We start from the raw sequence: 13096 nt of genomic DNA on the forward strand, positions 1-13096 counted from the left end.
CTTCATAAGGAGTAAGCTATACAACAGATGGTTAAAAAAGACCTGTTCATTTTGAAAGAATATCGTCGAGATACCCTATCTTTGTACACTATGAAACAAAACTATCCGGCATGAAAGTTCTATGGCTCGACTTGAATAGTTCTTACGCCCATTCCTCACTGGCACTTCCTGCATTGCATGCACAAATAGCCGATGACACTTCCATAAAGTGGAATGTCGTATCAGCTACCATCAATGAAAATGCAGGCATGATAGTGGATGAAATCTATCGTTGCCAGCCGGATATTCTTGCCGCTACCACCTGGTTATTCAATCACGAACAGTTGCTACATGTCATTTCAAGAGTAAAAGCACTGCTCCCTCAATGTTGTATTGCACTGGGCGGACCAGAATTTTTAGGAGATAACGAGTTCTTCCTGCGCAGTAACCCATTCGTCAATTGTGTGTTCAGGGGAGAAGGCGAAGAAATCTTCCCTGAATGGTTGATGCGTAAAGATACCCCCAATGATTGGGATACCATCCCCGGCTTGTGCTATCTCTCGGCAGACGGGCAATACAAGGATAACGACATAGCACGCGTGCTTAACTTCTCCAGCCTTATTCCACCCGAAAAGAGTATTTTTTTCAATTGGAGTAAGCCTTTCGTACAACTGGAAACAACACGCGGATGCTTCAACACTTGTACATTCTGCGTCAGCGGTGGAGAAAAGCCTGTGCGTACATTGCCCATCGAAACTATCCGGGAACGACTGCAAATCATCCACCGGCATGGCATTAAGAACGTACGTGTACTCGACCGTACTTTTAATTACAACACTCACCGGGCAAAAGAATTACTGGAACTTTTCCTTGAATTTGCACCGGATATATGTTTCCATCTGGAAATACACCCTGCCCTGCTCTCCGAAGAATTACAAAAGGAATTGAAGCAATTGCCGGACGGGTTGTTACATCTGGAAGCGGGAATACAAAGTCTGCGTGAACCGGTACTCGAACAAAGCCGTCGGATGGGAAGACTGACAGACGCACTGGAAGGACTAAAGTTTCTGTGTTCCCTCCCTAATATGGAAACTCATGCCGATTTAATTGCCGGGCTTCCATTGTATCACCTTTCGGAAATATTTGAAGACATACGGATGTTGGCGGAATTCGGCGCAGGAGAAATCCAACTGGAATCCCTGAAACTGCTTCCCGGTACAGAGATGCGGAAAAGGGCGAAAGAACTGGGAATCCAATATTCTCCCCTTCCACCTTACGAAGTACTGCAAACCCATGAAATCAGTGTCAGCGAACTGCAAACGGCACGACAACTCTCCCGCTTACTGGATGGGTTTTATAATACACACACTTGGCAATACGTAACCCGGAAACTGATTCTGGAACGTGAGGAATTCCTGTACAGATTCTTGGAACATCTCATACGGATAGGCTTAATAGATCAACCAATAAGTTTAGAAAGACGGGGGCTGATTCTTTATGAATTCTGCAAACAGCATTATCCGGAGTACCAATCAGAAGTCAGCATTGCATGGATAGAAGCCGGCATGTCACTGAAAAAACTTCCGGCGGAGCGAGTAAGAACTAAACGGCAAACCCCTCCGGAGTCTTGGAAAGTACTGTACGGAGAGTATAGAGAGAGCCTCCGGCTCTGCTTCCTACCCACGGACGAAGAGAGCAATCATGGCTATTGGTTCGGTTTTGAATCGGAGATACAGAAAGTTGAGCCTGTATTCAAGGCCGAAAGCTAAAATTAAGAACGAATATATATGGAAGACAAAGTTATTGAAAAAGTAGATTTCACCAACGAAGAACTGGAAACAAACTATTACGAATGCACCTTCGATAAATGCAATTTCTCAGGGAAAACCATTGGAAGAGTGATATTCGAAAGATGCACTTTCAAAGAGTGTAACCTTTCATTGGTTAAAGCCAGCAACACCTCCTGGCTGAATGTCTTCTTCATTGATTGCAAAATGACAGGGATAAACTTCAGCCTCAGCAACCGCTTCGGCTTGTCAGTAGAGTTCCGCAACAGCATTCTTTCTTATGCCCTGTTCACTGAAATGAAGCTGAAAGACACTTGTTTCACTCGTTGCGATTTGCAAAATGCAGACTTCATGGAAACAGATCTTTCCGGTGTCAAGTTCACCGAATGCGATCTTGCCTACGCCTCCTTCCACCACACCAATCTGGAAAAAGCTGATTTCTCCACCGCCCGCAACTATGCCCTGAATCCCGTAGCCAACCGCCTGAGAAAAGCCAAGTTTTCACGATACGGTCTGGAAGGACTACTTACAGGGTTGGGAATAGAAATTGTTGATTAACCATTGCACTGCAATAGACACATTGACCTGTAATTCTACAAAACGATTGGCAGAATAATGTGATAATTTAGCAGTAAGAAGACAAGAGTACGAATAATCACAAACGTATCTGTTTCATCTCCAGATACTTATTAATAACACCTATCGAAAGATTTTCGGGTGTAGTCAATAAAGAGTAGATACCATGCTGCTTCAATGCGGAGACAATCAGCCGTTTCTCAAAAGCGAACTTCTCGGCAATGACATGACGATAATAACCCTCCGTGTCCTTTGCAGGGGTAGCAATATATTCTTTCAGGTCGGCATCCTCAAAAAAGACCACGAGCAAGCGGTGGCGTTGATTCAATTGTTGCAGATAAGTCAACTGCCGGTTCATGCTGTCCATACCGGAGAAATTGGTGTATAAAACCAGGAAGCTACGTTTATGAATGTTTTTATTCAGATGTACGTACAGAGAAGAGAAATCGGTTTCGCCAAAAGTTGTCTGCTGGGCATAAAGGTTTTCAAGTAAGATTTGCATGTGCCCGGGTTGTCTGGAAGCCGGAATAAATGTGTCGAAACGTTCGTTGAAAGTTACGAGGCCCGCCTTATCTTCTTTGCGCATGGCAACATAAGAAAGAACCAGCGAAGCATTTATCGCATAATCCAGCAAAGTCATTCCACGGAAAGCCTGCTGCATAATTCGCCCTTTATCTATGACACTGTAAATTTGCTGGGAACGCTCGTCCTGATATACATTTACCATGAGTTCATGTCGCCTGGCACTTGCTTTCCAGTTAATCGTACGGTAATCGTCCCCTTTCACATATTCCTTTATTTGTTCAAATTCCGTATGGTGTCCTACCCTGCGAATACGTTTTATACCTAATTCCTTAAGATTATCGCTCATAGCCAATAATTCATATCGATGCAGCATCAGATAAGAAGGATATACTTTCACATCCAAAGCATCTCCGCAGGTATAACGCCGGGAAAACAATCCTATCCTGCCGAAAACAAACACACGGATTCGCCCGAAACCGTAGACACCACGGCGTGTAGGACACAAATGGTAACTAATCGTTTTGCCTTCATTAGACTGCAAACTCATCCGGAAGTTGATGTCCCGCCGCTGAAAGACGAAAGGTATTTCATCAATTACTTCCACGGAGACAGGATGCGGATAACTGCTCTCCACCCGAATCTTCACCGCATTTTCATCTCCATTGGAGAAACGGGAAGCACATTGACGAAATGCCTGAATTCCACGAATACGATAAAGCATATATATATCTGCCAATACCGACAGAAACAAGATAAACAGTGCCCACTGACCGAGAATGAAACACGGTTCAAAAACATATCCGCTACCCAGCAACAGGATAATCAGAATAAGGATGATATAGAAACGTCGGGTTAAATACAAACCAATTGTGAGTTATAAATTACACTACTAAATTAAGATCTATCTGATAAGTATGAGTTAACAATCAGCCATGAATGACCTTCTATTTCGGAACTTCAACCTTATCAATCAGTCGTTGCGTCACTTTCACCGGAGAATATCCTTCCATTTCAGCTTCAGCAGTCAGGATAAGGCGATGTTGAAGCACATAAGGAGCAACAAACTTTATATCTTCCGGCGTCACAAAGTCGCGTCCCTGCAAAAGCGCATAAGCCTTTGAAGTCTGTAACATCGCTACAGATGCACGTGGAGAAGCACCCAGATATACGGCTTTGCTTGTACGCGTCTGTTGCACAATCAAGGCTATATATTGAAGCAATGTACGGTCTACAAATACCTGATTCATCAGGCTACGGAGTGACAAAAGTTCTTCTTTGGTAATGGAAGGGGTCATATTCTCCAATTTCACCAATGAAGCATTCGTATGGTGACGCTCCAGGATATTCACTTCTTCGTCCAACGACGGATAATTCATGGTTATTTTCATCAGAAAGCGGTCCAGTTGGGCTTCCGGCAATTTATAAGTACCTTCTTGCTCCACCGGGTTTTGGGTAGCCAGAATCGTATAAAGTTCTCCCATAGGGTATGTTGTACCGTCAATGCTGACTTGGCGTTCTTCCATGACTTCAAATAAGGCAGCCTGTGTTTTGGCAGGAGCACGGTTTATCTCGTCCACCAATACAATGTCTGCAAAGATTGGTCCCCGGTGAAAATCAAATTCATTGGTTTTCATGTTGAATACCGTCGTGCCCAGCACATCACTCGGCATCAGGTCAGGAGTAAACTGAATGCGGCTGAAGCCCGCATCGACCAGACGGGCAACCAGACGCGCCAATAATGTTTTCGCCACTCCCGGCACTCCTTCTATCAAGACATGTCCGTTCGCCAAAATAGAGGTCAGCACTAAATCAACCGCCTGTTCCTGCCCTACAATAACAGAAGCAATTCGGTCTTTCAGTTCCTGTATCTTCTCGGAAAAGAGGGTCAAATCTACCCGTTTTTCTGTACTTTCTTCCATAAATTCATTCTTTATATATGATCGATTATTTCATTCATCTTATCAATAAGATATTTCATCTGCTCCGTCGTGATGGTACGTCCGCCATAAATCACCGGTCTGATTTCGCGGATAAGCCCACTGATTTCGTCTACACCCATACCGGTCTTACGGGCAATCCTGTCGAAAGAATGTTCGTCATCCGCAACTTCTTCCACATCTACCTGTATTTCCCTTCTCAACACTTCCGCAAAGTAAATATACTTTTTGCGAACCAGGTGGGCGTGATCTTTCTTTTGGAAATAAAGCGTACCTATCAATTCGGTGAACTCCAAAGATTTATTTTCCGGTTTACGAATAACGGGTATCGCACGCTGCTTTCTCCGCACCGTAAACAACATAAAAAGTATGACCCCAAACATTGTCAGGTACAATGCCCAGCGCAACGGTTTATGCAAAAGGAAATATCGGAAAGGAGACATCTGCGATTGCGCCGCCTCCTTCACATAACCCTCGGTACGGACAATAGGAAGTTCCCCCATTTGGGATAACAAGCGGAAAATGTAGGTTGCATTTTTCCCATCCAGTACTCCATAGTTTGTGAAAAGCAAAGGGGTGGAAACCAGAATGATCTCCCCTTTTCCCCATTGATATGACATAGCAACCGGAACGCGGCTGACGGTATCCACTACAACAGAATCGTCTTCGGAGTATTGGTCCACAATCGTTTTTTCCGCCAATACCTTTACAGGCAATGAATCAGACGAAAAGTCAGAAGCAACCAATTGGGGATAAAAATAAAAAGTTTGCCGGGGATAGACAGCCGAGTCTCCCACCCAGCACAAACTGTCTTTCGAAAACAATGAGGTTGCATACTTTTTCAAGACCATCGGATTAAAATAAGAAGAGTAACTCCCGAATCCCAATGTATCTTTCAGTGTTCTACTAAATTGGGTGCTCACTAACATTATCTTATTCCCTCTCTCCGCCATTTTCAACAAAGCGTCCACATGTATATTCTCCAGAACCAGACTATTTCCAACAAGCAGTATTCCACGGCAAGATACTGTGTCTTCTTGTTCCAACTGATAGAAAGTTTTTCCGGATAATGAATAACCATTAGGTAATGACACAGACAACAAGCTGTCAAAAACAGCACATCCGAAAGGCTGTGTATCATAATGGCTAAAGGTAGGAGTCCATACAAACTTCTTCGGCAACCGATATTTTACGGCAAACATAAGAATCAGAAAGGCAATAATACTTATTATAAACCAATGACTTCCTTTCATATCACGCCTCCTTTCTTTACCTCATCCTGCAAAGACTGCATGGTATGAAACAGGGATTCCGTTGCTTCAAAGTTTCCATAACGCACTCTCAGAAAATGATGTGTCAATTGCCTGAAAGCAGGCATTCGCACTTCATAGATGTATTGAGTCGGCGTTTTATAAAGCTGCCAGTCAATGCGCGCTTCATCACTGAGTTGCTTCAATGTCTGCAAGTACAGCAACCGCACCGCCTCCCTATAGTCCTGACGGGCAAGCGCATCAGCAATACCTTTTGCAAAATCCACTCCGTAAATGGTATCCTTTTCTACCGTATAGGGCAAAGCGTTTTTGCGGGAATGAACGAATAAGCCCGGATGCTTTTTATAAATAAACCAACCTATCAGAATCAGGATAACAACGGCAATACATATAAGAATAAGATCCGAATACTGTTCCGCAAAGCTGCTACCGAATATTTTTTGCAGGACTTCTCCGAACCATTTGTTGAACCACTTCAATATATTGATATCAGGAGCCATCAACTCACGGTTGTAATTATATGCCGAATCGGACTGCCATGCAGCAATCTGCGCAGTATCACAAACCAATGTATCAGCCGGAGAAGTTATCATTTACAGCAAGTATATTTTCTTAGAAGAAACTGTTTGATTTTTATAGCTTATCGAAGTTATCAATATCGCTTTCCACCATTACATTATCAAGCTTTTCCGAAGCATGCCCATACTGATAAGCCAATCCTACATACACGAAAATCATGGAAAGATACACACTGAATGCCTGAATGATAGCCAACAAATATGTTGCAAAGCTATATCCGAATGATACGGTGGCTTCACTTCCTCCACTGTCTGCAAATATAGCTTTCACCATTGTTACGATACGCCAAGGCATTAATGAAACCCCAGCCAATATACCGCCAATAAGTCCCATAAGGAGATAAATAAGGAAAACACCTCCCCATGTGGCAAAGCCCAACCGGAAAGCCTTTTTAAAAGCATCGTAAACAGTGATATCCTCAAATAGATATACAGGTGCCCAAAGAAGAAGCGGTATAATGCAAGCTATAAAAAGCAGAATAATAAAAAATAATACAACAGAAGATAATGTAGCAGAAGGTAATGCAACAACGGCTAAAGCCACTATGACAAACATCACCAACATCAGCAAAAGCAGCGTAAAAAGGAATAACACAAACATTCTCTTTACGTTACGGAGCAACAAAGGTCTTAACATGCCCAGTGTTATACCTTGTAAGCGTTCTTCCCGTTCATTATAAGTCCGGATTAGCGCGTACACCAAGGAAGCCAGTAATACACTTCCTACTATTACACAGAGCATATATAAACCATAATAACCCCAAAACGACATCATGAGATTCACCTCAGTGGGCATAACACTACTATTCATATCGGACATTTCCATCATGCCCGATAGCCCATTCAAGCCCAATGCCTGAATAAGACATAGGGGTAAAAGCAGATAAGTCGTATATTTCAGCAACAGTTTCCAATGTTCCTTTATAAAATCAAAAGATGCGCTGAACTTCTCACCGAACGAGCGTTTAACATACATCCCAATCTTAGGCTTTTGCGTTTCCATATTGTTTTTTATTAGGTAAATAAATATAGTAAAATAGAATAAATGCAAGCGAAATCAAGATAAGACCAAGCCTCAACATGTCCGGCAAGTCGGTGTGACGGGTGATAAAACCTTCAATAAATCCCGCCATAATGAATATAGGGATTGTACCTATCACTATTTTCAATCCTTTCTTCGCTCCCCGCTTGAAAGACTCCAACCTTGAATACGTTCCGGGGAATAGCCATCCATTACCCAAAGCCAATCCGGCAGCGCCGGCTACAATAAGAACCCAGATCTCGAGCGTTCCATGTAACCAGATAGTAAGCATGGATTCCCGGAGTAAATCGTGTTGGTAAAAAAAGGTCTGAAACGCTCCTAACATAATTCCATTATGGAGAAGCACGTATCCCGTACCAAAACCGGTAAACAATCCCATGATAAAGCAATTAAAAGAAACCAGAATGTTGTTCAGCGTGATTTGCAGAAACATCGGGATTTCGGAAGAGCTGTTATACACTGCCATAGGTTCACCGTTAGCAATGTTATTCAAAGTCATGTCTACATAGGCATTTCCCATAATCTGGCGAACATAATCAGGATCACCGACAGCAGATATCACTCCAATGAATACACTGACAGCGAATATTATAAATGAAGCCAGCAATTCACGACGTGCGCTATGCATTACCTGGGGAATCTCCTGTGTCCAGTAAGTGAGAATCCTTGTCCATTTTTCACGTTTACTCCGGTAGATTTTATGATGAAGCGCTGAAGAGAGTTTATTCAAATAAATGGTAATACGGGAAAGTGGAAAATGTGTTTGCGCAAATGCCAAGTCAGCTGTAAGATCCGTATATACGTCGGCAAGCCGGTCGGGTGACAACGTTATTGCCTGCCCCACCATCTTCTCAACTTCCTTCCATTTTTCAATATTCCGACGAATAAACGTTACTTCTTTCATATTTTCTAAAGACTTTGAATAAGTTTAATTCGAAATCGCAAGCAAAAGTAGAAGAATAATGATATATTTGCAACGAAACTCTGAAAAGATTTTATTTAAAATGGAAGAATCTACAATTATCACCGGGCAATTCGTCCGTATTAGCCAAACATTCGCCTCTATTGGCGAGCGATTCATAGCATTACTTATTGATTACATACTGCTGGGACTCTATATTTATTCTACAGTAGCTCTATTTTCCGGAATTACCATACCTTCTAACTTCAGTATGTTTTTATTCCTTGCCGCAGTATATCTACCGGTATTGCTTTATTCTTTTCTATGCGAAACATTCAACCATGGACAAAGTCTCGGGAAAAAGCTTATGAATATCCGTGTAGTAAAACTCGACGGTTCTACTCCCAGTATGAGTTCCTACCTGCTCCGTTGGTTTCTCTTTCCGATTGATGTTCCATTTACCGGCGGTTTGGGAGTGTTGGTTATCTTATTAACTAAAAACAGTCAGCGTACAGGAGACCTTGCCGCCGGCACCATAGTTATTAAGGAAAAAGACTACCGCAAGATACACGTCAGCCTCGATGAATTCGATTACCTGACAAAGAATTACCGTCCCACTTATCCGCAAGCCACCGATTTATCGCTGGAACAAGTGGGGATAATTACGCGTACACTGCAATCCAGGAACAAAGACCGTGCGCGACGCATCGTGCAACTGACAATGAAAGTGCAGGGACTACTTTCCGTAACCCCGCGTGAGGATAATCAGGAAGCTTTTCTTCAAACCATTCTCAGGGATTATCAGTATTATGCGTTGGAAGAGATATAATAATGTATATCATTCATTATCTATCTTCTGACACACCGGACAATAATAGACCGACCCGCCGAGATATGCCTCTTTCACAATAGCGCCGCCACAACGGGGGCAAGGCTTTTTCCATGTCTTGGATGAAAGAATGGTTTTATATCCCCCTTCATTACCGTAAAGGTCGGTTTGGGTATCGCGCCCCCCTTCGAAAGTCATATTCATGAGAGTGTCTTTCAGAGAATCGAAAAGAGCCTTCTTCTTTCCATCCGATAAATCCAGGACTTTCTGTTTCGGATGAATTCCGGCATTGAAAAGAATATCCTGCGTCACGCCGTTGCCCACACCCGGTATCCGCTGTTCGGTAGCCAGCAGCGCTTTGGCTGTCAAGGTTTTCTTTGCTTCGGCAAATAGTTTTTCAAACTGTTCTTCCGTATATTCTTTACTCAGCGGAGAGATGCTTTCCCGGCTTATGAGATAATACTTATTATCAGTATCTCCACCGGGATAGGCGTTGATGAAGCCATACATGGCAACGGTGAACACAAGAAACGATTCGTCATCAAAGGTCAGCAACAATTGGTAATTGGCAGGAACCTTATCGCCGGGGTTGTAATAACGTGTACTTACTCCGTCACCGATATTCATCATCATGTTGTCCGAAAGATTAAAATCGACAAACATGCCGTATCCTTTGGATGAAAGTATGGACTTTCCGACAAGAAGCTTTCCGTATTGAAGCGGGTCGCCATTGTAGAACGTGAACTTATGCTGTTTGGTAGCGTTGAACACTTGCGTAATTGTTTTGCCACTCAGTTTATCGTTCGCTTGTTTACTCAAGGTAAGTACTTCGGGTAATTCTAACATAACAGTAGTATTTTATTTATTTATCAATAGGGATATAGACTTCCGTCAACAGTTCATCTACTGATGTTCCGTCCGGGGTATTGAGGTACACTTCGAATGTCAACGGGTGTTTCTGATGGTAGATACTATCAGGAAACCATTCATCATAGACAGTCCGGTAAAAGTCAGGCAAACCGGAGTAACTTCCTTTATGTCTGAAAACGGCATACATCCCTCCGGGTATTTCCTGAAGAGAGAACTTCCCGTCCGCCTTTATGCTTTCCCCGACAGTGATTCCGATATAGAACCGTCGCTGCTCTATTTGCGTCACTACGGGATTATCCGGACTGATACAGACAAAACGGTTATCCGGATTCTTTAGCAGATGGATTTCTTTATAATGCAACAGTTGATTCCAGATGCCCACGTAAGCATGTTTATCGCGAAAAGTATCGCCGACTTCCATGCAGATGGCTTTCCGGGTATTAATCCTTCTGATTTCCGCTTCGGGCATATTGCCTGATTTCTGTTCTATCGTACTCACAAACCTGTACTTCCTGCGGTATTCCGACATGGAAACGCCGAAATGTTTCTTAAAAGCTTTCGCCAAACTGAACTTCGTCTGGTAATTAGCCTGCGTGCCCAACTCTTCAATGGGTTGCGCAGTGGCTATAAGCAGGTGGGCTATGTATTCCAACCGTAAACGCTGGATATATGCACCGATATTCTCTCCGGTGATGCTGCGGAATACTTTCCGGAAATAATAAAAAGAGAGGTTGGACATTTCAGCCAATTGCTCGGGGATGAGTTCCTGAAAGAGATTCCGGTCGATGTAGGTTCGCACCCAATTCACGGCTTCGTAGTGGACATGCTGCGTCACTTCTTTCTGCCGCCAGCGTTTCAGAGTAGGAAGACGCTTATTCAGCAATATCCTTAGCTCCTGCGGAGTGTAGCCGGTTCCCGAATACCAATTGTATTTATCGGTATATTTCACCCAGATATCAACCATCTCATCCATAGATATGTCTACGGTGTATTCCCCGTCCTTCAGGCAGTAGTGGCAATACTCGCCACTGTGAGAATGATTAGCGTTCGTTCCCAGATACTCTTTCGTATCCAGATGAAGGGGCATTCCGCAACTTTGGCAATATGGTTTCTCCACCGGTTGATTCATACAGCAAAGATACGATGCCTATTCCGGATATAGTTATCCAAAATAGGCATTTTTTCATAAGAAGTCTGTTTGAACTAATCTACTGTGAAACTCTCCGAACTAAAGTTACTATAATATCTTCCGGAGATTGCCGTGAACTTCAAAACACAATAATCGGGGTCGGCCACTCCTTCCTTATAATATAAGGTGTCGCCTGCTTCCCAAATCAACTCTTTGCTGGCGCTTTCAGTCAGTACTTCCATTGTTCCGCGCAGCATTACTCCCCGGAAGAACCTCGAATCACAAAAGTAGACGCACGCGCGGTTATTCTCTCTGAACTGCGCCACACGCATCGACGAAGTATTGGTCGTTAAATAAAACGTCTTTATGCCTTCTCTTTTTCTGGGTTGCAACATTGCTTTGACATTGGGGAAACCTTCCGCATCTACAGATCCTAAAAAGGCGACTTTTAGTTTGTCAATCATACCACCAACTGTTTTTTCCGCATCTCTCATTCTATTATTACTTTTAATGGGTTATTGTATGCGGCAAAGGTAGGGAGATGCCGGCAGTTCAGTGCAATAAAAACGATGGGAGAAATGATACTTTTCACGGTCTATGTGCTTTCCGGTATGCTAAAGGAGACTCTCCTGTGAGTTGACGAAAGCTACGCACAAAATAAGAAACGGTTGAGAAGTGCAGTTCGAAGGCTATCTCCGATACGGGAAGGTCTGTATATACAAGCAGGCTTTTGGCTTCGTCCATAACTTTATTCCGGATGTACTGTTTTGCGCTGATATTCATAGCCGAACTTACAATCTCATTCAGATAATTGGGGGTGATGCAAAGTTTGTCCGCATAATATTGTACCGAATGGTGTTCTCTCAAATCAGTTCCGGCCAATTCCAGGAAATTGCCGAGATGGGTGTTACTTGCTTCCTTATTCTTATCTTTTATAGAAATCTGTTGCCGGTAGGCGCGGTTCAACAGCATAAGAACTTCGTAGAGCAATGCCCGCAGCACGTGTACGTCATTCTGTTTGTATGTATCAATCTCCGCCTTGATATCATGCAACAATTGGAGCATACGTTTATAAAGTTCATCAGGCAGATGTAGTCCGGATGCTGTATTGTTTCTGTTAAAAAAGGGAAGATGCTGAATGAAGAGGGTATCTTTGAAGAAAGAAGAGAGAAATTCTTCTTCAAAAATCAAGGCATAGCCGTTTACGATATGATGAACGTCCCACTGGCGTATTTCTCCCGGTCTGGAAAAGAAGACGTCGTGCGGAGTTGCCGCGTAATCGTGGTTATTGATAGAGAAATAGCCTTCTCCTTCGGTTATGAAAGTGATATCGTAATAAGTCAATGTATGTACAGGGCTTTCGGCCAGGAACTTCTTTATGTATTTCAGTTCTACGACGTCTATCAGGAGTTCACTTCCATACTTGTTCTTATAGAATGTGTACCGGGAAATTGGCTTTTTCATTGAATCGGCTTTTACGATGTATGGCAGATATGTTACGCAATGCAAATATAGCTAATTTAATTTATTTGGCGAAGCGGAGAGTAGTGGTTGGTGATGAGTGGTTAGTGATGAGTGGTTAGTGATGAGCAGTTGGTTAGTGGTTGGTGGTTAGTGGTTAGCAAGAGTATCTCTATTCCCCTCCTCCAGGGCTACTCTCTATACACATCTT

The 13096-nt window shown here is 43.0% G+C and carries 13 protein-coding genes; 3 read left to right on the top strand and 10 right to left on the bottom strand.

Going from position 1 to position 13096, the window contains the following annotated elements:
- The first annotated feature begins 110 nt into the window (after positions 1–110).
- Both B2Z67_RS02995 and B2Z67_RS03000 read left to right on the top strand, forming a co-directional pair.
- Complete coding sequence (locus B2Z67_RS02995) at positions 111–1748, top strand: B12-binding domain-containing radical SAM protein (RefSeq protein WP_291528336.1); 1638 nt, start codon at positions 111–113, stop codon at positions 1746–1748.
- A gap of 18 nt (positions 1749–1766) precedes the next feature.
- Entirely contained in the window at positions 1767–2324 is a 558-nt protein-coding gene (locus B2Z67_RS03000) for a pentapeptide repeat-containing protein (protein WP_291528337.1), read from the top strand.
- Positions 2325–2421: 97 nt separating this feature from the next.
- On the opposite strand, the gene B2Z67_RS03005 is transcribed toward B2Z67_RS03000, so the two are convergent.
- The 6 genes from B2Z67_RS03005 to B2Z67_RS03030 form a co-directional block, all read right to left on the bottom strand.
- The gene (locus B2Z67_RS03005; protein ID WP_291528338.1) at positions 2422–3729 is read right to left on the bottom strand and encodes a DUF58 domain-containing protein; all 1308 of its coding nucleotides are present in this window, start codon (positions 3727–3729) and stop codon (positions 2422–2424) included.
- Positions 3730–3811: 82 nt separating this feature from the next.
- Positions 3812–4786, bottom strand: coding sequence for an AAA family ATPase (locus B2Z67_RS03010; protein WP_291528339.1), 975 nt, complete (start codon positions 4784–4786; stop codon positions 3812–3814).
- Positions 4787–4797: 11 nt separating this feature from the next.
- Positions 4798–6057, bottom strand: coding sequence for a DUF4350 domain-containing protein (locus B2Z67_RS03015; protein ID WP_291528340.1), 1260 nt, complete (start codon positions 6055–6057; stop codon positions 4798–4800).
- On the bottom strand, positions 6054–6668 hold the full coding sequence (locus B2Z67_RS03020) for a DUF4129 domain-containing protein (protein WP_291528341.1): 615 nt from the start codon (positions 6666–6668) through the stop codon (positions 6054–6056). The genes B2Z67_RS03015 and B2Z67_RS03020 overlap by 4 nt, the downstream gene beginning before the upstream one ends.
- A 40-nt stretch (positions 6669–6708) precedes the next feature.
- The gene (locus B2Z67_RS03025) at positions 6709–7656 is read right to left on the bottom strand and encodes a hypothetical protein (protein WP_291528342.1); all 948 of its coding nucleotides are present in this window, start codon (positions 7654–7656) and stop codon (positions 6709–6711) included.
- Positions 7637–8599, bottom strand: coding sequence for a stage II sporulation protein M (locus B2Z67_RS03030; RefSeq protein WP_291528343.1), 963 nt, complete (start codon positions 8597–8599; stop codon positions 7637–7639). The genes B2Z67_RS03025 and B2Z67_RS03030 overlap by 20 nt, the downstream gene beginning before the upstream one ends.
- A 100-nt stretch (positions 8600–8699) precedes the next feature.
- On the opposite strand from B2Z67_RS03030, the gene B2Z67_RS03035 reads away from it, so the two are divergent.
- Positions 8700–9425, top strand: a complete 726-nt coding sequence (locus B2Z67_RS03035; RefSeq protein WP_291528344.1) for an RDD family protein — start codon at positions 8700–8702, stop codon at positions 9423–9425.
- Between the two features lie 9 nt (positions 9426–9434).
- Here B2Z67_RS03035 and B2Z67_RS03040 read toward each other — a convergent pair whose 3' ends face one another.
- The 4 genes from B2Z67_RS03040 to B2Z67_RS03055 all read right to left on the bottom strand — a co-directional run bounded on the left by B2Z67_RS03040 (position 9435) and on the right by B2Z67_RS03055 (position 12888).
- The gene (locus tag B2Z67_RS03040) at positions 9435–10271 is read right to left on the bottom strand and encodes a DNA-formamidopyrimidine glycosylase family protein (protein ID WP_291528345.1); all 837 of its coding nucleotides are present in this window, start codon (positions 10269–10271) and stop codon (positions 9435–9437) included.
- Positions 10272–10287: 16 nt separating this feature from the next.
- Positions 10288–11424, bottom strand: a complete 1137-nt coding sequence (locus B2Z67_RS03045; RefSeq protein ID WP_291528346.1) for a GyrI-like domain-containing protein — start codon at positions 11422–11424, stop codon at positions 10288–10290.
- Between the two features lie 74 nt (positions 11425–11498).
- On the bottom strand, positions 11499–11918 hold the full coding sequence (locus B2Z67_RS03050; RefSeq protein WP_291528347.1) for a pyridoxamine 5'-phosphate oxidase family protein: 420 nt from the start codon (positions 11916–11918) through the stop codon (positions 11499–11501).
- 94 nt (positions 11919–12012) lie between these two features.
- Positions 12013–12888 carry a helix-turn-helix domain-containing protein gene (locus tag B2Z67_RS03055; protein ID WP_291528348.1) on the bottom strand — a complete coding sequence of 292 codons (876 nt, stop codon included), beginning with the start codon at positions 12886–12888 and terminating at the stop codon, positions 12013–12015.
- Positions 12889–13096 lie beyond the last annotated feature (208 nt).

Origin of the sequence: Bacteroides sp. UBA939, assembly GCF_002293435.1 — a bacterium.
Taxonomy (GTDB): domain Bacteria; phylum Bacteroidota; class Bacteroidia; order Bacteroidales; family Bacteroidaceae; genus Bacteroides.